The organism is Sphingomonas faeni, from assembly GCF_040407495.1.
Lineage (GTDB): Bacteria > Pseudomonadota > Alphaproteobacteria > Sphingomonadales > Sphingomonadaceae > Sphingomonas > Sphingomonas faeni_D.
Window position 1 is genome coordinate 749,293 of the sequence record NZ_JAPZPP010000002.1, and the last position, 25,018, is coordinate 774,310.

General features: G+C 65.8%; 19 protein-coding genes, 1 tRNA gene and 1 pseudogene. 11 read left to right on the forward strand and 10 right to left on the reverse strand.

Annotated elements, in window-relative coordinates; all coding sequences use genetic code 11:
- Window positions 1-20 precede the first annotated feature (20 nt).
- The gene (locus O6W96_RS08510; protein ID WP_353469134.1) at window positions 21-1,445 is read left to right on the forward strand and encodes a DEAD/DEAH box helicase; all 1,425 of its coding nucleotides are present in this window, start codon (window positions 21-23) and stop codon (window positions 1,443-1,445) included.
- A gap of 57 nt (window positions 1,446-1,502) precedes the next feature.
- Window positions 1,503-1,769 (forward strand): hypothetical protein, encoded by a 267-nt coding sequence (locus O6W96_RS08515; protein WP_132896051.1) that lies wholly within the window; start codon window positions 1,503-1,505, stop codon window positions 1,767-1,769.
- 174 nt (window positions 1,770-1,943) lie between these two features.
- On the opposite strand, the gene O6W96_RS08520 is transcribed toward O6W96_RS08515, so the two are convergent.
- From O6W96_RS08520 to O6W96_RS08540, 5 genes and pseudogenes are all read right to left on the reverse strand, one after another.
- Window positions 1,944-2,609: a nitroreductase gene (locus tag O6W96_RS08520; protein ID WP_353469135.1), complete on the reverse strand. Its 666-nt coding sequence runs from the start codon at window positions 2,607-2,609 to the stop codon at window positions 1,944-1,946.
- Between the two features lie 116 nt (window positions 2,610-2,725).
- Window positions 2,726-4,021: an ATP-dependent protease ATPase subunit HslU gene (gene hslU, locus O6W96_RS08525; protein WP_060526425.1), complete on the reverse strand. Its 1,296-nt coding sequence runs from the start codon at window positions 4,019-4,021 to the stop codon at window positions 2,726-2,728.
- Window positions 4,022-4,151: 130 nt separating this feature from the next.
- The gene (gene hslV / locus O6W96_RS08530) at window positions 4,152-4,694 is read right to left on the reverse strand and encodes an ATP-dependent protease subunit HslV (protein WP_056066793.1); all 543 of its coding nucleotides are present in this window, start codon (window positions 4,692-4,694) and stop codon (window positions 4,152-4,154) included.
- Window positions 4,695-5,000: 306 nt separating this feature from the next.
- A pseudogene (locus O6W96_RS08535) lies at window positions 5,001-5,228 on the reverse strand (3TM-type holin); the annotation flags it as partial.
- Between the two features lie 94 nt (window positions 5,229-5,322).
- Complete coding sequence (locus O6W96_RS08540; RefSeq protein ID WP_353469136.1) at window positions 5,323-5,859, reverse strand: glycoside hydrolase family 108 protein; 537 nt, start codon at window positions 5,857-5,859, stop codon at window positions 5,323-5,325.
- 547 nt (window positions 5,860-6,406) lie between these two features.
- Here O6W96_RS08540 and O6W96_RS08545 point away from each other — a divergent pair.
- Window positions 6,407-8,689, forward strand: coding sequence for an NADP-dependent malic enzyme (locus O6W96_RS08545; protein ID WP_353469137.1), 2,283 nt, complete (start codon window positions 6,407-6,409; stop codon window positions 8,687-8,689).
- A gap of 206 nt (window positions 8,690-8,895) precedes the next feature.
- Here O6W96_RS08545 and O6W96_RS08550 read toward each other — a convergent pair.
- A tRNA-Pro gene (locus O6W96_RS08550) sits at window positions 8,896-8,972 on the reverse strand.
- 255 nt (window positions 8,973-9,227) lie between these two features.
- On the opposite strand from O6W96_RS08550, the gene yajC reads away from it, so the two are divergent.
- From yajC to O6W96_RS08570, 4 genes are read left to right on the forward strand one after another with little or no spacing between them, the layout of a single operon-like run.
- Complete coding sequence (gene yajC / locus O6W96_RS08555; protein ID WP_056066746.1) at window positions 9,228-9,572, forward strand: preprotein translocase subunit YajC; 345 nt, start codon at window positions 9,228-9,230, stop codon at window positions 9,570-9,572.
- On the forward strand, window positions 9,572-11,176 hold the full coding sequence (secD, locus tag O6W96_RS08560; RefSeq protein ID WP_353469138.1) for a protein translocase subunit SecD: 1,605 nt from the start codon (window positions 9,572-9,574) through the stop codon (window positions 11,174-11,176). The genes yajC and secD overlap by 1 nt, the downstream gene beginning before the upstream one ends.
- A gap of 14 nt (window positions 11,177-11,190) precedes the next feature.
- Entirely contained in the window at window positions 11,191-12,156 is a 966-nt protein-coding gene (gene secF, locus O6W96_RS08565) for a protein translocase subunit SecF (protein WP_056489900.1), read from the forward strand.
- Window positions 12,157-12,531, forward strand: a complete 375-nt coding sequence (locus O6W96_RS08570; RefSeq protein ID WP_353469139.1) for an MTH938/NDUFAF3 family protein — start codon at window positions 12,157-12,159, stop codon at window positions 12,529-12,531.
- Here the strand turns inward: O6W96_RS08570 and O6W96_RS08575 are convergent.
- On the reverse strand, window positions 12,513-13,697 hold the full coding sequence (locus O6W96_RS08575) for a glycosyltransferase (protein ID WP_353469140.1): 1,185 nt from the start codon (window positions 13,695-13,697) through the stop codon (window positions 12,513-12,515). The genes O6W96_RS08570 and O6W96_RS08575 overlap by 19 nt on opposite strands.
- A 291-nt stretch (window positions 13,698-13,988) precedes the next feature.
- Entirely contained in the window at window positions 13,989-14,813 is an 825-nt protein-coding gene (locus O6W96_RS08580) for a class I mannose-6-phosphate isomerase (protein WP_353469141.1), read from the reverse strand.
- A gap of 146 nt (window positions 14,814-14,959) precedes the next feature.
- On the opposite strand from O6W96_RS08580, the gene O6W96_RS08585 reads away from it, so the two are divergent.
- Both O6W96_RS08585 and recN read left to right on the forward strand, forming a co-directional pair.
- The gene (locus O6W96_RS08585; RefSeq protein WP_353469142.1) at window positions 14,960-15,907 is read left to right on the forward strand and encodes an outer membrane protein assembly factor BamD; all 948 of its coding nucleotides are present in this window, start codon (window positions 14,960-14,962) and stop codon (window positions 15,905-15,907) included.
- A gap of 62 nt (window positions 15,908-15,969) precedes the next feature.
- Window positions 15,970-17,634: a DNA repair protein RecN gene (recN, locus tag O6W96_RS08590; RefSeq protein ID WP_353469143.1), complete on the forward strand. Its 1,665-nt coding sequence runs from the start codon at window positions 15,970-15,972 to the stop codon at window positions 17,632-17,634.
- 146 nt (window positions 17,635-17,780) lie between these two features.
- Here recN and O6W96_RS08595 read toward each other — a convergent pair whose 3' ends face one another.
- Window positions 17,781-18,125 (reverse strand): hypothetical protein, encoded by a 345-nt coding sequence (locus O6W96_RS08595; protein WP_353469144.1) that lies wholly within the window; start codon window positions 18,123-18,125, stop codon window positions 17,781-17,783.
- 124 nt (window positions 18,126-18,249) lie between these two features.
- On the reverse strand, window positions 18,250-19,221 hold the full coding sequence (locus O6W96_RS08600) for an SDR family oxidoreductase (RefSeq protein ID WP_353469145.1): 972 nt from the start codon (window positions 19,219-19,221) through the stop codon (window positions 18,250-18,252).
- A 116-nt stretch (window positions 19,222-19,337) separates the two neighbouring features.
- On the opposite strand from O6W96_RS08600, the gene ligA reads away from it, so the two are divergent.
- Both ligA and O6W96_RS08610 read left to right on the forward strand, forming a co-directional pair.
- Window positions 19,338-21,461: an NAD-dependent DNA ligase LigA gene (gene ligA, locus O6W96_RS08605; protein WP_353469146.1), complete on the forward strand. Its 2,124-nt coding sequence runs from the start codon at window positions 19,338-19,340 to the stop codon at window positions 21,459-21,461.
- Between the two features lie 208 nt (window positions 21,462-21,669).
- Complete coding sequence (locus tag O6W96_RS08610; protein WP_353469147.1) at window positions 21,670-25,011, forward strand: TonB-dependent receptor; 3,342 nt, start codon at window positions 21,670-21,672, stop codon at window positions 25,009-25,011.
- Window positions 25,012-25,018: the final 7 nt, after the last annotated feature.

The following is a 25,018-nucleotide window of genomic DNA, read 5'->3' on the forward strand; positions in this document are numbered from 1 at the left end:
ATCTATTTGAGAGACTATTCATGTCATTTGCAAACCTCGGCCTTGCCGAGCCGCTCGTCCGTGCGCTCGAAGCCAAGGGCTATACCGAGCCGACGCCGATCCAGGCACAGTCGATCCCGATCCTGCTCGAGGGCGGCGATCTGCTCGGCATCGCGCAGACCGGCACCGGCAAGACCGCGGCATTCGTGCTGCCGTCGATCCAGCGCCTGACCGAAAACCAGAAGCGCGTCCTGCCGACGCATTGCCGCATGCTGGTGCTCGCGCCGACGCGCGAACTCGCCAGCCAGATCGCCGACAGCGCCCGCGCGTACGGTCAGTTCAGCAAGATGTCGGTGACGACCGTGTTCGGCGGCACCAGCATCAACAAGAACCGCCAGGACATGAGCCGCGGCGTCGACATCCTAGTCGCCACGCCTGGCCGCCTGATCGACCTGATCGAGCAGGGCTTCGTGAACCTGTCGATGATCGAGATCCTCGTGCTCGACGAAGCCGACCAGATGATGGACCTCGGCTTCATCCACGCGCTCAAGAAGATCGTCCGCATGCTGCCGAAGAAGCGCCAGACGCTGTTCTTCTCCGCGACCATGCCGGTCGCGATCCGTGAGCTTGCCAGCCAGTTCCTGCTCGACCCGAAGACGGTGTCGGTGAAGCCGGCCGCGACGACCGCCGAGCGCGTCGACCAGTATGTGACCTTCTGCAACCAGTCGGAAAAGCAGGCGCTGCTGACGATCACGCTGGCCGATCCTGCGATCGACCGCGCGCTCGTGTTCACGCGTACCAAGCATGGCGCCGACCGCGTCGTGAAGCTGCTCGCGGGCAACGGCATCGCGTCGAACGCGATCCACGGCAACAAGAGCCAGGGCCAGCGCGAGCGGGCGCTGGGCGAGTTCAAGCAGGGCAAGGTCAAGGTCCTGATCGCGACCGACATCGCCGCGCGCGGCATCGACGTCTCGGGCGTTTCGCACGTCATCAACTTCGAACTGCCGAACGTCGCCGAGCAGTATGTCCACCGCATCGGCCGTACCGCGCGTGCGGGCGCGAGCGGCATCGCTGTCGCGTTCTGCGCGGATGACGAGAAGGCGTACCTGCGCGACATCGAGCGGATCACCCGCCAGAAGGTCCAGGTCCGGTCGCTGCCGGACGATTTCGTCAACCTGTCGAACCAGATCAAGCAGACGCGCGTGAAGACGATGGGTGCCGATCCCGAGGTCCGGATCGACCGTCCGCGCGATCCGGCACGGCCGCGCGCGACGCATTCGCCGCGGGCTACCGGGACGACCGGGCGCAACTATGCGGGTGCTAGCCGTGGTGGCCAGGGTGGCGGCCAAGGCGGCGGCGGTCGTCCCCAGGGCGGTGGTCGTCCCGGTGGCCAGGGCGGCGGTGGTCGTCCGGCTGGTGGCGGCCGTGGTCCGAGCCGCGGCGCGGGCCCGAGCTCGGCACGCTAAGGAGCATTCGTTCGCCTCGCGGGTTTGGTGTAGACCAGCCCCGCGAGGAGAATGCTCATGGACGTTTCCACTACACCTGTCGCCGAACGTGTCGCGCGCGTGCTGGCAGGACAGCGGATCAGCGCGAATGCCGGTGGCGATGCCGAATCGGCGTCGCGGCTGATCGACGCGGCTTGGGCGGATTATCTGCCGGATGCGCTGGCGGTGCTGAAGACGTTGCGCGAGCCGGACAAGGCGATGGCCGCGGCGGGTGACCCTGCGGTCTGGGAAGCCATGATTCTGGCTGGGATCAAGGGCGCGAAGCCGGTGACGGTGGTTCTCTAAATCTTGTTTCCCCGCGTTGCGACCGAAGACCACGAGCGCGTGCACTACCCCGGCGGAGGCCGGGGCCCAATTGGCAAGGCCGACGTAACGGGGCTCGCGCCATATCAAAGCGTCCCCCAATTGGGCCCCGGCCTTTGCCGGGGTGGTGGCTTGATTTTGAGATAACTGCGTAGGTTAGCGGATCGTCGTCAGCCATTCCGCTTCGTCTGCGCGCTCCGTGCGCAGAGCGTTGGCAGGCGCGCTCTTGTCCTCGTAGCCGATCGCCATGCCGCAAAAGAGTATGCGGTCTTCGGGCATGTTTAAGACCCTCCCGACCGTTTCCGGATACATCGCCCAGCATTCCTGGGGGCAGGTCGCGAGGCCGGCTTCGACCGCCAACAGCATCAGATTTTGCAAATACATGCCGAGGTCCGACCATTGCGGCGGGCCCATTCGCTTGTCGACTGTGCAGAAATAGGCGGCGTGGGCTCCGAAGAATTCGAAGTTTCGGGCGAACCAGTCTCGGCGGGCAGCCTTGTCGTCGCGGGGGATGCCGATGTGGGCGTACATTTCTTCGCCGACCGCATAGCGGCGGTCCCGGTAGGGGGCGACTAGCTCCTTCGGGTAAATGTCGTAGGCTAACTTTTCGGTCGCCCCGGTGGCGATCTTGTCGGCCATGATGGCCTTGAGGCGGGCCAGGGGTTCGCCTTGGACTATGGCGATGTGCCAGGGCTGGAGATTGCCGCCGGTTGCGGCTCGGGATGCTTTTACGGCTAGGTCGTGGAGCAGGGTCGGGTCGACGGGGGTGTCAAGGAAACCTCGGACGGAGCGGCGAGCGGCGATGGCTTCGGTCACGTCCATGGTGTTCTCCTAAATACCCCCCACTCCGTTCGCCCTGAGCGAAGTCGAAGGGCATGAGACTCAGGTGCTTCGACTTCGCTCAGCACGAACGGGGGGTGGTGGCCCCCGCCCTATGATCAGAGCACGAACCGGCTCAGGTCGGTATTGCGGGCGATTTCCTTCAGCTGGCTGTCGACGTACGCGCCGTCGATGACGAGGTTCGAGCCGCCGCGGTCTTCGGCGTTGTAGCTTACTTCCTCGAGCAGCTTTTCCATCACCGTCTGCAGACGCCGGGCGCCGATGTTTTCGATCTCCGAGTTCACCTCGGCGGCGATGCGCGCAATTGCGGCGATGCCGTCTTCGGTGAATTCGATGCCGACGCCTTCGGTGGCGATCAGCGCCTTGTATTGCAGCGGCAGCGACGCCTTGGTGTCCGAGAGGATCGCGACGAAATCGGCTTCGGTAAGGCCCTTCAACTCGACGCGGATCGGCAGTCGGCCCTGCAATTCGGGGAGCAGGTCGCTTGGCTTGGCAACGTGGAACGCGCCCGACGCGATGAAGAGGATGTGGTCGGTCTTCATTGGGCCGTACTTGGTGGCCACGGTGGTGCCTTCGATCAACGGCAACAGGTCGCGCTGGACGCCTTCGCGGCTGATCGAACCGCCGCGGCCGTCCGAGACCGCGATCTTGTCGATCTCGTCGAGGAAGACGATGCCGTTGGCTTCCGCGTCGGCCAAGGCTGCGCGGCTGACCTCGTCCTGGTCGAGGCGCTTGTCGGCCTCTTCCTCGACGAGCTTGTCCCACGCCGCGTGGACGGTCAGCTTGCGGCGCTTCAACTGCTGGCCGCCGCCGAACGACTTCATCATCTCGCCGAGATTGATCATCTGCGGCGCGCCGCCGGGGATTTCGAACGGCGTTGTCGGCGCCTGCTCGACCTCGATCTCGACTTCGGCCGAGTTCAAATGGCCGTCGAGGAAGCGCTGCTTGAAGCTTTCGCGCGTCGCGGTGCTCGAATCCTTGCCGACCAGCGCGTCGAGCAGGCGACCCATCGCCGCCTCTTCCGCCTTGTCCTTGACGGCGATACGACGCCGTTCCTTTTCGAGGCGGATCGCTTCCTCGACGAGGTCGCGGGCGATCTGTTCGACGTCGCGGCCGACATAGCCGACCTCGGTGAACTTGGTCGCCTCGACCTTCACGAACGGTGCGTCGGCGAGCTTGGCGAGGCGGCGGCTGATCTCGGTCTTGCCGCAGCCGGTCGGTCCGATCATCAGGATGTTCTTGGGCGTGACCTCGTCGCGGAGGTCTTCGCTGAGTTGCTGGCGGCGCCAGCGGTTACGCATCGCGACGGCGACGGCGCGCTTGGCAGCGGCCTGGCCGATGATGTGGGCGTCGAGCGCGGCGACGATTGCCTTAGGGGTGAGCTGGTCGTTCATGGTTTTCTCGCTCCCCTCCCGCAGGCGGGAGGGGTTGGGGGTGGGCTCGCGCTTCCCTCGAAGGTTGGCGCTGGAGGTGAGCGGGCGCCCACCCCCTGCCCCCTCCCGCTTGCGGGAGGGGGAGAAGGAATTACGTGGTCGAATCCATCGTTTCGACCGTGAGGCGGTCGTTGGTGTAGACGCAGAGTTCGGACGCTATGCCCATTGCCTTGCGGCACAACACCTCGGCGTCGGTCTCGTATTCGACCAGCGCTCGGGCCGCTGCGAGTGCGTAGTTGCCGCCGGAGCCGATCGCGGCGACGCCGTTCTCGGGTTCCAGCACGTCGCCGTTGCCGGTTAGGATCAGCGTCACGTCCTTGTCGGCGACGATCATCATCGCTTCGAGGTTGCGGAGGAACTTGTCCGTCCGCCAGTCCTTGGCGAGTTCGACCGCGGCGCGGAGGAGTTGGCCCTGGTGCGCTTCGAGCTTGCGTTCGAGGCGTTCGAACAGCGTGAAAGCGTCCGCCGTGGCGCCGGCGAATCCGCCGATGACGCTGCCGTCACCGAGCCGGCGCACCTTGCGCGCGTTGGGTTTCATGACGGTCTGGCCCATCGAGACCTGGCCGTCGCCGATCACGACGACCTTGCCGCCGCGGCGGACCGAGAGGATCGTGGTGCCGTGCCATGTCGGCATGGCGTGGGGGTCGTTGCTCATAGGCGCGATGTAGGGTTTGGTTTTGGGGGTGCAACGCCTCTGCCCGAACGCGCGCCGTTCGTGTCGGCGGACCTCCCGTTCGTGTCGACCATCCCACTTCCGTTCGTCCCGAGTAGCAATCGAGCTTGTCGAGAGCGCGTATCGAGGGATTGGGGTTGCGCGTGTCACCTGTACCTCGATACGCGCCCTCGATACGCCCAAGGGGGCTACTCGGTCGCTACTCGGCACGAACGGTTGGGGGGGCGGTAGGCGCGCGGTTGCGGGAGTGGCGGTGAGGGGTGCGCGTCATCGCCCCTTCCCCCATTCCCTTGCCACCGTGTAGCCGAGATAGCCTGTGCCGAAGAGCGCGTACAGCGGTTCGGGGATCGCGTTCAAGTACGCGGACATACCGGCGGCGATCGCCTGTGCCGTTTGCGGGCGGACGGCGGCGATCAGGCCTGCGGGGATCGCGCCGAGCAGCAAGGTGTACATCACGTAGAGGAACGTCGGGCGGGCTCGCGTGATCCAGGGATCTGGTGCTGGATCAAGGGGTTGCGGGGTCATTGGCTGCCTCCGGCAAAAGTGAAGTATAGGAAGTGCAGACGCTGGGAGCGTTTCGTCGCGAGCATCATGTGCGGTTGGCGAGCCAGCCGTAGAGGAAGGCTTCGTTGGCGGGACGCGTCTCGGCGAGCGCGACGTAGCGTTCGCCCTGGAGCGCTTCGATCGCTTTCAGCAGCACGGTTTCGCCACCGGGTTTGCGGCGGGCGAGGAAGGCTTCGAGTGCGGTGAGGGTTGCGGGGCCGATGCGGCCGTCGAGGGTCATATCGGAATAGTCGGTGGCGCCTCGGTTGAGTGCGTTGAGCGCGCGTTGGAGGAAGGTGGCGGCGACTGCGGGGCCCATGTTGACGCCGGTGTCGAAGAGTTCTTCGGCGATCTTGGGGGCTCGCGTGGCGATCTGGTCGAAGGCGGGACGGGTCCAGTAGAGGCGGTGGTAGATGGTTTCCGCCTGGTCGCGGGGGAAGTTGCGCATGTCTCCGGGGTAGCCGTTGGTGCGGGCTACGGCTTGCGTGATGCCGTATCTGGTGGGGCCGCCTCGGTCTGCGGGGTGGTTGGTGTAGCCGCCTTCGCGGTCGATGACTGCGTCGATTAGGTGGTCGATGGTCATGGTGTGGGTCCCGCCCTGTTTGGGGGCTGGAGCGAACCATATTGGTTCGCTGTAGGACAGGGGAAATTGGTCGCCTCTCCCGCTGCGCGCTCACCGTGGTCGCCGAGGCACAACCTGCCCCCTCCCTGAAAGGGAGGGGTTGGGGGTGGGTCGGCCTGCTTGGGTCTCGACGGGTTTGTATGCGGAAGCCGACCCACCCCCTGCCCCTCCCTTCCAGGGAGGGGGGTGAGAAGTGCTCCCCTCCTCTGCACCTCCCCGGCGGAGGCCGGGGTCCAATTGGGGGACGACGATGACGGAGGACCGCGCTTCGTCATGTCCGACGTTCCAATTGGGCCCCGGCCTGCGCCGGGGTGGTGCCGTTGCGGGGTGGTGCCGTTGCTGGATGGGGGTTGGGCATCAAGTCCCCCGCCCCACCCAAACCGACGCTACGTCCGCGCGGGGTTGGCGGATCGGTGCCCCTGCGGCTATGCGCTCCCTTGAACATGCGCCGCGGGGCTGCCCGTGTGCCCCACCCGGTCGCCGCCGCGGCCGACAGGTTAGGAAGACCATGGAAGACGATTTCCGCAAAGCCGCGCTCGATTATCATCGCTATCCCAAGCCCGGTAAGCTCTCGGTCGAGGCGACCAAGCGGATGGCGACGCAGCGCGATCTGGCGCTCGCGTACTCGCCGGGCGTGGCTGCCGCGTGCGAGGAAATCGCTGCCGATCCGGACAAGGCGCGGGATTACACGGCCCGCGGAAATCTCGTTGCGGTGATCACCAACGGTACCGCGGTGCTTGGACTCGGCGCGATCGGTGCGCTGGCCTCGAAGCCGGTGATGGAGGGCAAGGCGGTGCTCTTCAAGAAATTCGCGGGGATCGACTGTTTCGACATCGAAATCGACCAGCTCGACCCGCAGGCGTTCATCGAGGCGGTCCGCGTGCTCGAGCCGACGTTCGGCGGAATCAATCTCGAGGACATCAAGGCGCCCGAATGCTTCGAGATCGAGACGAAGCTGCGCGAGGTCATGAACATCCCGGTGTTCCACGACGACCAGCACGGCACCGCGATCGTGTGTGCCGCCGCGGTCCGCAATGTGCTCGAACTGCGCGGCAAGCGGCTCGACCAGATGAAGCTGGTGACGTCGGGCGCAGGCGCGGCGGCGCTGGCGACGGTCGACCTGCTGGTGTCGATGGGGCTCAACCCCGAGAACGTCACGCTGACCGATATCGCCGGCGTGGTGCACAAGGATCGCGGTGACGCGATGCCGCCGAACATGGCGCGGTACGCGCGCACCACGAACGCGCGGACCCTGCCGGACGTGCTGGAGGGGGCGGACATCTTCCTCGGGCTGTCGGCGCCGCGCGTGCTGAAGCAGGAATGGCTGCATCTGCTCGCGCCCGATCCGCTGATCCTGGCGCTGGCGAACCCCGAGCCGGAGATCCAGCCGGCGCTGGTGCATGCGACCCGGCCCGATGCGATCATTGCCACTGGCCGCTCGGATTTTCCGAACCAGGTCAACAACGTGCTGTGCTTCCCGTTCATCTTCCGCGGCGCGCTCGACGTCGGCGCGACCGAGATCAACGAGGCGATGAAGGTGGCGGCGGTCGATGCGATCGCGGCCCTGGCTCGGGCGACCGCGTCCGATGTGGTGGTGACCGCTTACGGCGGCGCGACGCCGGTGTTCGGGCCGACCTACATCATCCCCAAGCCGTTCGATCCGCGGCTGATCCTGCACGTCGCGCCGGCGGTGGCGAAGGCGGCGATGGATTCGGGCGTGGCGACGCGGCCGATCGAGGATTTCGACGCGTACCTGCGTGACCTCGAAGTGTTCGTGTATCGCTCGGGCCAGCTGATGCGGCCGATCTTCGCGCGCGCCAAGCAGGCGGGACGCTCGATCGCGTATGGCGAGGGCGAGGACGACCGCACGCTGCGCGCGGTGCAGACGGTGATCGACGAGGGAATCGGGCGGCCCGTGCTGATCGGGCGGCGCGAGGTGATCGCCGAGAAGATCCAGTCGAGCGGGTTGCGGATGGCGATCGGCACCGACGTCGAGGTGCTCGACCCAGGTACGGACCGCGAAGTGTTCGATCCGTTGCTTGCCGGGTACAACGCGCTGGTCGGCCGTCGCGGATCGCCGCCCGATAGTGCCGAGCGGGCGCTGCGGACTCGGCCGAGCGTGGCGGCGGCGATGCTGCTGCGCGAGGGGCGCGTCGATGCGGCCTTGTGTGGTGGCATCGGCGACTGGTGGACGCAGATGACGTACGTCATGCCGCTGATTCCGCGGATGCCGGGCGTCTCGCGGCTGTATGCGATGTCGGCGGTGATCCTGCGCACTGGGAGCCTGTTCTTCTGCGATACGCATGTGACGGTCGATCCGACCGCCGAGCAGATTGCCGAGATGACGTTGCTGGCGGCCGAGGCTGTGCGCGCGTTCGCGATCGAGCCGAAGGCGGCGTTGCTGTCGCATTCGAGCTTCGGTGCGTCGCGCTCGCCCTCGGCGCAGAAGATGCGCGCGGGGCATGCGTTGTTGAAGGAGTTCGCGCCGGAGTTCGAGTTCGACGGCGAGATGCACGGCGATGCGGCGCTGTCGGAGGCGCTGCGGCGGCGGTTGGTCGCGGACAGCCCTTTGACCGGGTCGGCGAATCTGCTGGTCATGCCGAACATCGATGCGGCGAACATCGCGGTGTCGCTGTTGTCGGCGTCGACCGAGTCGCTGCCGCTGGGGCCGATGCTGCTGGGGCTCGCCAAGCCGTTGCAGATGATGGTGCCTAGCGTGACGGCGCGGGGGATCGTGAACCTTAGCGCGGTGGCCGTGGGTCATGCGGCGACGGTGAGCGAGACGGCGTAAGATCACCGGACGGGGCCGGCATCAGAGTCGGCCCCATTCCAAGTTCCGTCATCCCCGCGCAGGCGGGGATCCATACGGGCTGGCGTTGCTAGTGACAGGCAACGTTCGAGTTTATGGGTCCCTGCCTCCGCGGGGATGACGACGCGTGTAACGGAATGCGCTCCCACAAGAGCTACACGAGTTCACCGTTCATCGATGTAAGAAAATGGTCGGAGCGACAGGATTCGAACCTGCGACCCCCACACCCCCAGTGTGGTGCGCTACCAGGCTGCGCTACGCTCCGACCGAACGGGCCGCAAGGCGACCCGAGGGGGGCGCACTACGCGGGGTCTGCGCCTGATGCAAGCCCGAACACGGCAGCGAACATTGGAGCCGTGTCGGATGCGCCCGGTCGCATGACGCCCACGTCTCATCCTGTGGCGATCTGTTGCGCGAGGTTCCAAGCGATGATAGCGGGCGGACCAATGCGGGCGCGACGCGCGACGTCCGGCCCGACCCATCCTTGCGCCTTCCACGGCCCAGCCAGATACGGACCTTCATGTTCATCTCACCAGCATACGCCCAGGCCGCAGACGGCGCCGCTACGACGGCGGGAGGCGGGATCGCCTCGTTCCTGAGCCTCGCGCCGCTCTTCCTCGTGTTCGTCGTGTTCTATTTCCTGATGATCCGTCCGCAGCAAAAGCGCATGAAGGCGCTGCAGGCGTCGGTCGCCGCGGTGAAGAAGAACGACAGCGTCGTCACCTCGGGCGGAATCCTGGGCAAGGTGACCAAGGTCGAGGATAATGTCGTCGAGGTCGAGATCGCGCCGAATGTCCGCGTGCGCGTCGTCAAGGCGACGCTGACCGACATCACCAGCCCGAACACGAAGCCGGCGAACGACTGATGCTCGACTTCCCGCGCTGGAAAATCGGGTCGATCATCGGGTTGCTGGCGGCATTGTGCCTACTGGCGATCCCGAGTTTCCTCCCCGAGAGCACCACGAGCCAATGGGGGCGGATTCCGCATCCGCACATCAACCTCGGGCTCGATCTCGCCGGCGGCAGCTACCTGCTGCTCGAGGCGGACACCGCTGACCTCGCCGCGACGCGGATCGAGGCGATGCGCGACAGCGTCGCGGGGACGATGCGCAACGGGACGCCGCGGATCGAGATCGGCGACATCTCCACGCGGGGCGGCCAGCTGAGCTTCCTGCTGCGTGATCCTAGCCAGGTCGATGCGGCGCGCGAGCGTCTGCTCGCGATCACCGGCGGTGGCGCCGGGATGAGCGGCCAGCGCGAATGGGACATCAACGTCGTCGACACGAGCCGGTTCGTGCTCAAGCCGACCGAGGCCGGCCTGACCCAGGCGGTCGACACGGCGATGAAGGACGCGACCGAAGTCGTCCGCCGCCGCATCGACGAACTCGGCACGAAGGAGCCGACGATCGTTCGCCAGGGCGCGACCCGGATCGTCGTCCAGGTGCCGGGCCTGAAGAACCCGCAGGCGCTGAAGGACCTGCTCGGCAAGACCGCCAAGCTCGAATTCAAGCTGGTCGACGAGACTGCGAACCCGGCCGATCTGGTCAAGGGTATCGCACCGATCGGCAGCCAGGTTCTCCCTTATCCGGGCAACCCACGCGGCGTGCCGTTCATCGCGGTCAAGCGCTCGGTGATCATCTCGGGCGACCAGCTCGCGGATGCACGCCAGGAGTTCGAACCGCAGACCAACGCGCCGCAGGTGGCGATCACGTTCAACGCGGTCGGCGGGCGTCGCTTTGCCAAGGTGACGACGGATAACACCGGCAAGCCGTTCGCGATCATCCTCGACAACCAGGTGATCTCGGCCCCGAACATCAACGAGCCGATCCTTGGTGGTCGCGCGTCGATCTCGGGCAACTTCACCGTCGAGTCGGCGAACGCGCTGGCGATCACGCTGCGCTCGGGCAAGTTGCCGGTCGCGCTGAAGACGATCGCCGAGAGCACCGTCAGCCCCGATCTGGGCAAGGATTCGATCCGTGCCGGCGTGCTCGCGTCGATCATCGCGGCGCTCGCGGTGATCGTGTTCATGTTCGTCACCTACGGTCGGTTCGGCCTGTATGCGAACCTCGCGGTGGTCATCAACATCCTGGTCATCGTTGCCGTCATGGCGATGCTGAACGCGACGCTGACGCTGCCCGGTATCGCCGGGTTCGTGTTGACGATCGGTACCGCGGTGGATGCCAACGTGCTGATCAACGAGCGTATTCGCGAAGAGCGACGGCGCGGGCGTAGCGTGATCCAGTCGGTCGAGCTCGGCTATAAGGAAGCCTCGCGGACGATCTTCGAGGCCAACGTGACCCACGCCATCACCGGCGTGATCATGCTGTTGCTCGGCTCGGGTCCGGTGAAGGGCTTCGCGGTCGTGCTGCTGATCGGGATCTGCACGTCGGTATTCACCGCCGTCACGTTCACGCGGATGATGGTCGCGCTGTGGCTGCGGAAAAACCGCCCCACCACGATCAATATTTGAGGCGGGAGATAACCATGCGCCTGCTGAAACTCGTTCCCGACAACACGAACCTGAAGTTCGTCTCGCTCCGCAAATGGGCGTTCGGCCTGACCCTGCTACTGTCCCTGCTCGCGGTCGGGCTGGTCGTCACGAAGGGCCTCAACATGGGCGTCGACTTCGTCGGCGGCGTCCTGATCGAAGAGAAGTTCGCGACCCCGCCGTCGATCGACGCGGTTCGCACCGAAGTCGACCGGCTCGGCGTCGGCGAGGCCTCGATCCAGTCGTTCAGCGATCCCAAGACTCTGTCGATTCGCCTGCCCGTCCCCGCCGGTGACGAAGGTGCGACCAACCGCCTCGTCAAGAAGGTGTCGGACGACCTCGCGGTGAAGTTCCCCGGCGCGACGTTCTCGAAGTACGATACGATCTCGGGCAAGGTCTCGGACGAGCTGATCAGCAAGGGTCTGCTCGCGGTCGGCCTCGCGATCCTCGGCATCGCGCTATTCGCGGTGGTGCGGTTCGAGTGGCAGTTCGGCGTGTCGACCGTCGTCGCGATCGTCCACGATCTGTTGATGACGCTCGGCTTCTTCGCGCTGACGCAGTTCGAGTTCGACCTGAACATCGTCGCGGCGGTGCTGACGATCATCTCGTATTCCATCAACGACAAGATCGTGATCGACGACCGTATCCGCGAGAACATGCGCCGGTATCGGAAGATGGACATGCGCGAGATTATCGACCTGTCGGTGAACGAGACGCTGCCGCGTACGGTGATGACGTCGGTGACGATCCTTCTCGCGCTGGTCGCGATGCTGGTGCTCGGCGGCCACGTGCTGCGCGGGTTCACCGCCGCGATGATCCTGGGTATCGTCGTGGGCACGTATTCGTCGATCTACGTGTCGTCGTCGCTGCTGATCACGCTGGGGCTGCGGGCCGATCCTGCGCCGCGCAAGGGCGGCGTGCAGGACGGTGCCGAGCGGGTTGGTCCGAAGGTCGAGCGTTAAATGAGGATGGACCGCGAGAAGACCGATGGGCCGATGATCTCGGCGATCGGTCGGGCCGGGTTCAAGGTCGACGACGGCTATTATACCGCGTTGTCGATCAGCCCCGAGCGCGCGGATGGCTGGGAGCCGCCGGCGTTCGAGGCGCTCGGCGAGGCGGACGTGGCGGCATTGCTTGCGCTCGATCCGCCGCCGGAGTTCCTGTTGCTGGGTACCGGCTCCGTGCTGCGTCAGCCGCCGCTTGCGTTCAAGCGTGCTGTCGAGGCACGGGGGTTCGGGATCGAGGCTATGGACAGCCGTGCCGCCGCTCGGGCCTGGGCAGTTCTGCGCGGCGAGGGCCGCTGGATCGTGGCGGCGCTCTACCCTCTCGAAGGATAACCCGCCGCCAGCGCCGTGAGATGCGCGTAGAGCGTCGCTGTATTTCTTTGCCAAGTGAAGCCGGCTGCCATCGCCCGCGTGGCTTCGCAAGATGGAGGATCGGCCAGAAGATCGCTGATCGCCGCGGCGAACGCCAGCGGATCGCCGATCGTCACGCGACCGGCGTCGGGCGATGTGACGACCTCGCGCGCGCCGCCGGCGTCGGTAATGACGACCGGCGTACCGCAGGCGAGCGACTCGACCCAGACGTTGGCAAGCCCTTCGGACTCCGACGCCAACGCGCTGACATCGGCCGCAGCCATCAGCGCGGGCAAGTCGGCGTGCGGCAACGCGCCGAGCAGGCGAACGCGGTCGCCGACGCCGAGCCGGGCGATCAGCGCCTTCAGGTCGGCGCGAGCGGGACCATGCCCTGCGATCAGGAGCGAAACTCCGGGCAGCGCCGCAACCGCCTCGATAACGACATCATGCCCCTTGCCCGACAATAGCCCGCCGATCGCAACGACGAGCGGACCTCGCACGCCGAGTTTCGCCTTGGCCGATGCGCGATCGTCGATGGGGCGGAAGCGGCCCTGATCGACCCCGGTGTGATGCACTGATATGCGGTCGGCCGGCATGCCGAGCGCCACCATGTCCGCCTTCATCGCCGCGCTCACCGCCAGCAGTCCGGCTGCCCCCTGCCCGGCCTCGCGCACCTGTGCTGCGGTCGCGGGCGCTTCGCCCCAATAGTGGATATCGGAGCCCCGCGCCTTGATCGAGACGGGGACGCCGTAGCGCTTGCCGAGCGCGACTGCGGCGGGGCCTTCGGGGAAAAAATACGACACGTCGATCACGTCGAACGCGAAGTCCGCGCGGATTGTGTCGAGAATGGGAACGAGGGCGCGTTCCAGTGCAGCGGCATGGTGGCGCCCTTGCGTGAACGGGAGCGCGGTAAAGCGAGGACGGTGGACGTCGACGCCCTTCCAGCTTTCGCGGTGCGGCAGTTTCGCAAGCGGCGCGTAATGGCGGAAATTGCTGAGAATGCCGGGCGGGAGGCCAATCGGCGCGACTACTTTCAGGTCGACGTCTGGATGTGCCGCCAGGCTCAGCGTCTGCCGCTCGACGAAGCCACCGAAGTTCGGGCGGGTAGCGTCGGGAAACAGGGTGGAGAGGGTGAGAACGCGGAGCATTGCGCGGGGGGTATAGCGCGGACGTTAATGGGTGGTGAGTGCGAAGCGGCGGCTACCCGTCACTCCACCCCGGCGGAGGCCGGGGCCCAATTGGAGAGGTGGCAATAATAGCGTGCCACGTTTCGTTAGCAACGTTCCCCAATTGGACCCCGCCCTTCGCCGGGGTGGTGGCGATTTGGGCTGGTAACGACCTTCGATTACCCTGTTTCCCCCGCGAAGGCGGGGACCCAGACTAGGCTCCCGCCTTCGCGGGAGAACAGGGGCAGGAAGCGATCTTCTCGCCCAGCTTGATCAGATCCGCTTCGCCAACGGATACGCGAACAGCAGGTCCGCATCCGCGCTGGTCGACACGGTCTCGCTGCCCGTCATCGTCGCGCATCCGCCGGCCTTGAACGCGACGCCGGCGACTTCGCCCGAGCCGGCGATCGGGATCACCCAGCCTGTCGTGCCTTCGGGCAGGTTGACGACGTGGTCGCCGCCCTTCCAGCGCTCGAGCACGAACTTCGGCCCTTCGACCATGATCGTCCGGCCCGTCTCGATCTCGATCGGCGGCGCGACCGGCACGTACGGCGTGGGATCGGCGACCTCGATGCCGTCCTTCAGATGCAACTCACGATCGCTGCCGTAATCGTACAGGCGATAGGTGGTCTCGGAGTTCTGCTGGACCTCGATCACCGTCACGCCGCCGCCGATCGCGTGGATCGTATCCGACGCGCAGTACATGAAGTCGCCGGGCTTGACTGGCTTCCAGTCGAGCTTGTCCTCGATCGTGCCGTCGATCGCCGACTGGCGAAGTTCGTCCTTCGAGATCGGCTCCTTGGTGCCGACCGCGATCGTCGAATCGGGTTCGGCCGCGAGGATCGTCCAGCATTCGTCCTTGCCGCGCGGCAGGCCGCGCGCGTGCGCCTGATCGTCGTTCGGATGAACCTGTACCGACAGCTTCTGGCTCGTGAACAGATACTTGATTAGCAGGTCGGGCGTGGTGTTGCCGGGCTCCTGGAACCAGACTTCGCCGATCGGCGGCGAGCCGGCAGCGGGGTCCTCGAAACCGGGCCAGAGCGTGTCGCGACCCCAAGGCTTTTCGACGCGGTGGGTGTGCAACAGTGTAGCTGGCATGACATGATCCTCGACGTGAATGGCACTTGCTATGGCGGGTACCAACGCATGGCTAATGCCGTGCGATCCGGGCGGCGTGAAGGGGCAAGCGCGGCCCGGCGAAAAGGATTGTTCGCGGCTATCCGCTTACGCTAAGGATCACGCCAATGCGTATCACCCAGTCACGTGCCCTCGCGGTCACGCTCATCGCCGCGCTTGCGCTCCCCATTGCCGGTTGCGCGAGCGGTCGCGCGTCCAAGGGCGACCTGCCCTATGTCGCGCGCGATGTGGGAACGCTGTATTCGACCGCGAAGCAGCGGCTCGACCAGGGTCGCTACAAGGAGGCTGCGCAGCTGTTCGACGAAGTCGAACGCCAGCATCCCTATTCGATCTGGGCGCGCCGTGCGCAGATCATGTCGGCGTTCAGCTATTACCTCGCCAAGGACTATACCGCGTCGATCAGCTCGGCGCAGCGCTTCCTCGCGGTGCATCCGGGCAACCGCGACGCGCCCTACGCCTATTACCTGATCGCGCTCGGCTATTACGAGCAGATCACCGACGTCACGCGCGACCAGAAGATCACGCGCCAGGCGCTCGATTCGCTGGGCGAACTGATGCGCCGCTATCCGAACACGCGCTATGCGTCGGATGCGCGCCTCAAGATCGATCTGGTCAACGACCATCTCGCGGGCAAGGAGATGGAGATCGGGCGGTTCTACGAGACGCGCGGCCAATGGCTCGCGGCGAACGGCCGGTTCCGCACCGTCATCGACAAGTTCCAGCAGACCACGCACACCCCCGAAGCGCTGATGCGACTCACCGAGACGTATCTGGCGCTCGGCGTGCCCGTCGAGGCCGAGAAGGCCGGCGCGGTGCTCGGACGCAACTATCCCGGTACCGACTGGTATCAGCATGCCTACGATCTGCTGAAGAAGAACCAGGTTCCGGCCGTGCCGCCGCTGCCCGCGGGCGAGCAGGTCGTTCCGGTCGGAACCAAGGGTACGCCGTCGGTGATGGTCGAGCTCGACGAGCCCGGCTCGACACCGACCGGGCCTTCGATGCGCGCGCCCGAGAAGCCGCGCTCCGCCGGCCAGCCGTCCAACACGGGCAGCTGAGCTACGCAGCAGGAACATAGGGGGATCGCTTTGCGTGGTCGTTCGTCTATGGCGGACATACTATGCTGACCGAACTTTCCATTCGCGACGTGGTGCTGATCGAAGCGCTGGATCTGGGATTCGGCGAAGGGCTTGGCGTGCTGACCGGCGAGACCGGCGCGGGCAAGTCGATCCTGCTCGATGCGCTGGGCCTAGCGCTGGGTGGGCGCGGCGACAGCGGCCTGGTGCGGCACGGTGCCGCGCAGGCCGTCGTCACCGCGACGTTCGATGCCCCCGCCCCCGAGTCGCCGCTCGCGCTACTGTTCGAGGAGAACGGAGTGGAGATCGAGCGCGGCGAACCTCTGATCGTGAAGCGGATCGTCAAGGCGGACGGCGGCAGTCGCGGATTCGTCAACGATCAGCCGGCCTCGGCAGGACTGTTGCGCGAGATGGCGCCGCATCTGGTCGAGATCCACGGACAGCATGATGAGCGCGGGCTGCTCAACGCGCGCGGCCATCGCGCGCTGCTCGACATCTTCGGGCGGACCGAGCCGGGGGCGACGGGCAAGGCTTACGCCGCGTTTCGTGCTGCCGAGGCTGAACTTGCTGCGGCGCGCGCGGACATCGAGACGGCGGCGCGGGATCGTGAGTGGCTGGAGCATACGGTTGCCGAACTGACCGCGCTGGCGCCTGTCGCTGGCGAGGAAGAGACGCTGGCGGATACGCGGCGGTCGATGCAGCGCGCGGAAAAGATCGCGGACGACCTGGCGGCGATCGACGATTTCCTCGAGGGCAAGGACGGCGGGATGGCAAAGCTTCGCCAGGCCGCACGAGTGCTCGAGCGGATCGCGGAAGATCATGTCGCGCTCGGCAATGCGCTGGCGGCGGTCGATCGTGCGGTGATCGAGGCTTCGGTCGCGGAAGAGAGCCTGCGCGATGCGCGGGCCGAGATGGCGTATGATCCGCGCGCGCTGGAAGATGACGAGGCGCGGCTGTTCGAGCTTAGGGCGATGGCGCGCAAACACCGCGTGCAGCCGGACGACCTGGCGGCGCTGGCGGACGAGATGCGCGCACGGCTGGAGCGGCTCGATGCGGGCGAAGGCGGGATCGCGAAGATCGAGGCGCGTGTCGCAGCGGCGCGGAAGGCGTTCGACGCGGCGTCGGATGCTTTGACGAAGCGGCGGCTGGCGGCTGCCAAGCGACTCGACGTGGCGGTGGCGGGCGAGTTGGCTCCGTTGAAGCTGGATGCGGCTCGGTTCCAGACCGTCGTTGCGCCGCTGGGTGAAGAGGGCTGGTCGGCGGCGGGGAAGGACCGGGTGGAGTTCGAGATCTCGACCAATCCCGGTGCGCCGTTCGCGGCGCTGACTAAGATCGCATCGGGCGGCGAATTGTCGCGCTTCATCCTCGCGCTGAAGGTCGCGCTGGCGGAGGAAGGCGGCGCATCGACGATGGTGTTCGACGAGATCGACCGCGGCGTCGGCGGCGCGGTAGCCAGCGCGATCGGTGAGCGACTCGCGCGGCTGGCGCTGAGCACGCAGCTGCTGGTGGTGACGCACAGCCCGCAGGTCGCCGCCCGGGGTGCGAAGCATCTGCTGATCGCCAAGAGCAGCGACGGCACGGTCACGCGGACCGGCGTGCGGGCCTTGTCCGAGGACGAGCGGCGGGAGGAGATCGCGCGGATGCTTTCCGGCGCGCAGATTACGGATGAAGCGCGGGCTCAGGCGGAGCGGTTGCTCGAGCGGGCTTAAGGGTTGCGATCGCTCGAAGATTGAAGAGAAGCGCCACTCTGTTCCCCGCGAAAGGCGGGGCCCAGGATACCACCCGCAGCACCTGTAACCCTGGACTGCCGCGTTCGCGGGAGAACGTAACCCTGGACTGCCGCGAAACAGCGATTTTACGGCATCGCCTGCCGCGGATGGCCAAGGTGTATCTTCAGCACCGGCACGACAATGTAATCGCCGCCGACTTTGCGCAAACCGTGGAGAGCCCGACTGCCGAACGCGCCGTCTTCGTGGATCGCGGCGTGGACCGGTGCCTGTTCGGTGTGGATCATGTCGTCGAGCCCGGCAGCACTCGCGTCCGATCGCGGCCATAGCGATTGCTGGACCCGGTCGTCCGCGGACGAGTCGTCGTTCCAGTCGTATTCGATCGCCGGGGCCGGCTTAGGGGAGACGTGAGTCTGCTGGGCGGCGGCGGGGACCGCGCAGAGGATGGCGATGATCATAGCGGCTGTTTTCATCGCATCCCCGATTCCACCCCGGCGAAGGCCGGGGCCCAGTTGGAAAGTTTAGTTGGTGAACACGGTGCTCTCTTCCAACGACCTTGCCAACTCGGCCCGGCCTTCGCCGGGGTGATGGGCGAATTCAGGACGCGCCGGTGCCGCCGTTCGCGCCGAAGAAGCTGCCGGTGGTGTAGCTGTCGTTCGGGTCCGCCAGCGCAACATAGAGGCCCGCCAGTTCGGCCGGCTGGCCGGCGCGACCGAGTGGCGTATCCTGCCCGAACTCACCCATCTTGCCCGGCAATTGCCCGCCCGCAACCTGCAGAGGCGTCCAGATCGGGCCCGGCCCTACCGCGTTGACGCGAATACCCTGCTTGGCAAGCTGCTTGGCCAGCGCCTTGGTGAAGATCAGGATCGCGCCCTTGGTCGAGGCATAGTCGAGCAATTCCTTTTCGGGGCTGACCGAGTTGACCGACGCGGTGTTGATGATTGCCGCCCCGGGCTTCATCAGCGGGATCGCCGCCTTGCACAGGTGGAACATCGCGTAGACGTTGGTCTTCATCGTCCGGTCGAACTGTTCGAAGCTGATCTCGGCGATCGAGTCCTTCGACTGCTGGTAGGCGGCGTTGTTGACGAGGATATCGAGCCCGCCGAGTTCGCGATTGGCGCGCGCGATCAGGTCGTTGCAGAATTTCGCATCGGTCAGGTCGCCGGGGATCAGCACGACTTTGCGCCCTTCTGCGCGGAGCAGCTTGGCGACGTCCTGCGCGTCGGGTTCCTCGGTCGGGTAATAGTTGATCGCGACGTCGGCGCCTTCGCGCGAGAACGCGATCACCGCCGCGCGACCGATGCCCGAGTCGCCGCCGGTGACCAGCGCCTTGCGACCGGCCAGGCGTCCGGACCCGCGATAGCTCGCCTCGCCGCAATCGGGAACGGGGTGCATGTTGCGCTGAAGTGCAGGCCATTTCTGGCGCTGTTCGGGGAAGGGTTGCGAAGGATATTTGGTCTTCGGATCGGCGAGTGGCGCAGCACCTTGCGCGAAGGCGGGGGCGGCTGCGGCGGCGAGGCCGGTGACGGCGGCGCCCTTGAAGAGGTCTCGACGGCTGGTGTCGGTCATGATGGCGTGTCCTGCGCAAAATTGTCTTGGGATGTCAGCGCGCAAGTCGGACGAATGTTCACGCGATGTTGATCGAGGTCTTGTCGAAAGGTGGCCCCCTCCCCTAACCCGGCGCGATGCCCGACCTTCCCGCGACCGAGACCGAAGCCGCCGCCGAGCTGGAGACGCTCGCCGCGCAGATCGCGTATCATAACGCACGCTATCACACCGACGACGCGCCCGAGATCAGCGATGCCGACTATGATGCGCTGGTGCGGCGCAATGCGGCGCTGGAAGCGGCGTTTCCGGCGGCGGTTCGGAGCGATTCGCCAAGCCGGACGGTCGGCGCGGCACCGGCTGGGCACCTGGCAAAGGTCGCGCATGCCAAGGCGATGATGAGCCTCGACAATGCGTTCGCGGACGAGGAGGTCGAGGAGTTCGTAGCTCGCGTCCGCCGGTTCCTGAAGCTGGCGGACGACGCGCCGGTGGCGTTGACCGCGGAGCCGAAGATCGACGGGCTTTCGTGTTCGCTGCGGTACGAGCACGGGCGGCTGGTCCAGGCCCTCACGCGCGGCGATGGCCAGGTCGGCGAGGACGTAACCGCCAATGTCCGCACCATAAATGACATCCCGCAGCAGTTGCACGGCGAAGCGCCCGAGATCTTTGAGGTCCGCGGCGAGGTGTATATGGCGAAGGAGGACTTCGCCGCGCTCAACGCGCGGCTGCTCGCTGAGGCGGAAGAAACCGGCAGGTACGCGCGGCAATTCGCCAATCCGCGCAATGCCGCCGCGGGATCGCTCCGCCAGAAGGACGCGAGCGTCACCGCGAGCCGGACGCTCAGGTTCCTCGCGCATGGTTGGGGCGAGGCGAGCGTCGTGCCGGGCGAGACGCAGGCGGAGGTCGTCGACACCCTGCGCGGCTGGGGCTTTCCGATCGCGGAGGGGTTCGCGCGGGTCGAGGGCACCGACGCTGCACTTGCTGTGTATCGGAAGATCGAAGCCGAGCGCGCGGACCTGCCGTTCGACATCGATGGCGTGGTCTACAAGGTCGATCGGCTCGACTGGCAGGCGCGGCTCGGCCAGGTCGCCAAGGCACCGCGCTGGGCGATCGCGCACAAGTTTCCCGCCGAGCGCGCGCAGACGCTGCTGGAGCGGATCGACATCCAGGTCGGCCGGACCGGCGCGATGACTCCGGTCGCGCGGCTGTCTCCCGTGACAGTCGGCGGCGTCGTCGTGACCAACGCGACGCTGCACAATGCCGACGAGATCGAGCGCCTTGGCGTGCGGCCCGGCGACCGCGTGCTCGTCCAGCGCGCCGGCGACGTGATCCCGCAGATCGTCGAGAACCTCACCCCGGACGTCGAGCGCGAGGCTTACGTCTTTCCCCACACCTGCCCGGAATGCGGGTCGGCGGCCGAGCGCGAGGAAGGCGAGGTCGTCTATCGCTGCACCGGCGGGCTGATCTGCCCGGCGCAGCGAGTCGAGCGGCTGATCCACTTCGCCTCGCGCCACGCGTTCGACATCGGCGGGCTCGGCCAGACGCTGATCGAGGCGTTCTTCCGCGACGGGTTGATCGAGTCGCCCGCCGACATCTTCCGCCTGACCGAGGAGCAGCTCGCCGCGCGGAAGAAGGACGGGCGCGTCTGGGCGGCCAAGGTCATAGCGGCGATCGCGACCAAGCGGACGATCCTACTCGACCGCTTCTTGTTCTCGCTCGGCATCCGCCACATCGGCGAGATCACCGCGCGCGACCTTGCGCGACGCTATGTGTCGGCGCGCGCCTTGGGGTCGGTGTTGCGTCACGCCGTGTTCCTGCGCAGCCAGATCAAACCGGTCATCGGCGAAACCGAGCGGAAATTCGTGCTCCGTCGTGACAAGTTGCTGGTCGGCGCTATCGAAACCGCCGGCATCGGCCCCGAAGTGGCGAGCGCGCTGATCGGCTTCTGCGCCGAGCCGCACAATCGCCGAGTCGTGTTCGACCTGCTCCGCGAAGTGAAGCCCGCGGATGTCGTCCACGAAACCCGCGAATCGCCGGTGACCGGCCAAATTCTCGTCTTTACCGGCAGCCTCGAAACGCTCAGCCGCGACGAAGCCAAGGCACAGGCGGAAGCGCTCGGCGCGCGCGTCGCGGCGTCGGTATCGAGCAAGACCGGATTGGTGATCGCCGGACCGGGAGCAGGCTCCAAACTGAAAAAGGCGACCGACCTAGGCATCCGAGTCATCACCGAAGCCGAATGGGCGGCGATCGTCACCGCCAGCTGACCGGCGAAACGAACTGTCGGAACAGTTCCATCATGACCGAAACGGTTCGACTGCGTGGCTTTTTTGCAACGCGGTATGACCGAGTGCGGATGTGACAACTGACGACTCGCTAATGTCACATATCCGAAATATTCCGCGTGCAGGGCCGGATTAACACGACATGAAGTCGCGAAATCCAGAGCCAAAGGCTCAAAAGGGGTAATTACTGATGCGGAACAACCTATTCCTGGGTGTGGCAGCGATTGCGCTCGTTGCGCCGATGGCCGCTTCGGCACAGGAGACGACCTCGTCCATTCGCGGCACCGTGACCTCGGCTGGCATGCCTGTCGCGGGCGCGACCGTGACGATCCTGCACGTTCCATCGGGTACGCGCAGCACGATCACGACCAACGAGACTGGCGCATACACCGCGCAGGGCCTGCGCATTGGCGGCCCATTCAGCGTCAGCGTCACGGCGCCGGGCTATCCCGACACGCAGATCACCGACATCAACACGAACTTCGGCCAGCCCTACGATCTGCCGATCGAACTCGCTGCTGCCGGTGCCGGCGCCGGTGAAGAGATCGTCGTCAACGCATCACGCGTGACCAGCGCGCGGTCCGTAAGCCAGGGCCCGGTGACCGTTCTCGGCGCCGAGCAGATCAGCCGCATCGCCAGCGTCAACCGCGACATTCGCGATCTGATGAAGCGCGATCCGTTCGCCACGCTCGACACGAGCAGCACTACGGGCCGCAACGTCAGCTTCGCCGGCCAGAACTCGCGCTTCAACCGCTTCACCGTCGACGGCGTCGCGGTCAACGATAGCTTCGGCCTGAACCCGGACGGCCTGCCATCGCGTCGCGGCCCTGTGCCGCTCGATGCGATCGGCCAGTTCCAGACCAAGGTCGCGCCGTACGACATCCGCGAAGGCTTCTTCCAGGGCGGCGTGGTCAACGCGATCCTGCGCTCGGGTACCAACAATTTCCAGGGCACCGGCTTCTATACCTACAGCAGCGACAAGCTGGTCGGCGATCGTACCAAGTCGTTCATCTCGAACGTCAGCGGCAACATCCCGCAGCCCAAATTCAAGAGCGAGGATTACGGCATCCAGCTGTCCGGTCCGATCATCAAGGACAAGCTGTTCTTCATGATCGCGGCAGAGCGCGTTCGCGCCAACAACCCGGTCACGTTCGGCACGACCGAGACGAACTCGGGCACCCCGGTGGTCGGCTTGACCGACGCCATCCTTGCCAAGACGCTGGCAGCCTACAATGTTCGGTACAGCGACCGCGATCCCGGCGGCATCCTGTCGAACAACCAGGACAAGGACGATCGCATCGTCGGCAAGCTCGACGCGAATATCTCGGACACGCAGCGCCTCGCGCTGACCGGCATCTACACCAAGGATTCGCTCGCGACTCCGTCGACTAGCGGCAACACCTCGCTCGGCTTGTCGTCGAACGCCTATACCAAGCCGAACCGCGTCTATGCCGGCATCGTCCAGCTGAACTCGGACTGGTCCGACACCTTCTCGACCGAAGTCCGCGGCGTGTATCGCAACTACAAAAGCGGTCAGTTCCCGCTTAGCGAGAACAGCTCGTCCTTCTCGATCTGTACCGCTGACACCTCCGACCGATCGAACAACGGCACGGCAGTGACGACGAGCCAGTCGCAGGTCTGCCCGACCAACACCGCACAGGTCGTCATCGGACCCGGCGGCCCGAGTCAGGCGAACATCCTGAAGGTCGAGGCTTTCGGCGGATCGTTCGTCGGACGTCTGGCGATGAACAACCACAATATCCGCATCCTTGCCGAGGGCAACGACACCAAGGTTTTCAACCAGTTCGTCAACAACTTCCGCGGCACCTATTATTTCGACTCGCTGGCCGATCTTCGCGCTGGCAACGCGCAGCAGCTGACCTACCAGAACGCACCGTCGCTCAATCCGAACGACGCTGCCGCCCGGTTCCGGTATCAGACCTTCACCTTCGGCGTTCAGGACGATATCCGCGTCACCGACACGTTGAACGTTTCGGCCGGCGTGCGTTACGACCTGTTTGGCGGTAACAGCCGTCCAGCCGGGAACCCCAACTTCCTGAACCGCTACGGCTTCACCAACACCAGCTACGTTTCGGGTCGCGGCCTGTTCCAGCCGCGCGCCGGCTTCGACTTCACGCCGGTACCCCGCCTGTCGATCCGCGGCGGTGGCGGTATCTTCGGTGGCGGCACGCCGGACGTGTATGTCGGCAACAGCTTCTCGGTCTCGGGCGTACTGTCGAGCACCATCACCGCGCGTGTGACCGATGGTGGCCTTTACCAGCTCAACGGCAGCAACACCGCCGCCAATGCAGCGATCGCCCGGCAGATTCTGAACGGCGTGAACATCAACGCGGTCAACACTGCCGCCAACACGGTGATTGCGGGCAGCGACCCGACGGTCGCTTCGACGACGTCCGTCAACGCACTGGATCCGAACTTCAAGATCCCGTCGCAGTGGCGTTCGACCCTGTCGGCTACCTATCGTGCCAATCTTGGCCCGCTCGGTGACGGCTGGAACTTCGGCGTCGACGGCTTTTTCTCGAAGGTCCGCGATCAGGTCCTCGTGGTCGACATCCGCTCGATCCCGCTGACCGGCGTAGGCTCGCTCACCCCGGACGGCCGCCAGCGCTATCGCGGCTTGCTCGGCAACAACGACAACTTCCAGGATCTGATCGTCACCAACACCAGCCGGGGTCGCAGCCTCGTCGGCGTCGCACGGTTCGACAAGCAGTTCGACACGGGTATCGGCCTAGCCGGCAGCTTCACCTACCAGCATGTCAAGGATCAGTCCCCGCTGACCTCGTCGCAGGCAGGCTCGCTGTATGGCAACTCGGCCAATCTCGATCCCAACCTGCCCGCCTACGGGACCGCCAACGAGCAGGTAAAATACTCGATCCGCTACAACGTCAGCTTCGATCACGCGTTCTTCGGCGACTACAAGACGCGCTTCGACCTGTTCGGCGAGACGCGTATCGGCTCGCCCTACAGCTACACGTTCCAGGATCTGGCGGGTGGCCGTAACGGCGCGTTCGGCACCGCCGGCACGGCCGGACGCTACCTGTTCTACGTCCCCACCGGTCCCAGCGATCCGTTGGTCGCATACGACAGCGCGGTCACGCGCGATCGGATCGAGGCGATCGTCGCCGGATCAGGCCTGAAGGACTACCGTGGCAAGACGGCGCCGCGCAACGGCTTTACCTCGAAATGGTTCACCAAGCTCGACATGCACATTGAACAGCAGATCCCGGCGTTCATGGGGTCGCGTATCTCGGTGTTCGCCGACGTCGAGAACGTGCTGAACCTGGTCGATCACGACTGGGGCCAGCAGCTGCGCTCGTTCTTCCCGTACAACAAGATCGTGACGCGGGTTTCGTGCCAGGCGACGGCAGCGACGGCCACCGCGCCGGCCAACCCGTGCGGGCAGTATCTCTACTCGCAGCCGTCGAACGACCTGACGCTTGCCGACCAGCTGGTTACTGCCAACGGCTCGTCGCTCTACTCGGTTCGTGTCGGTGCGCGCTTCAGCTTCTGATGCACGC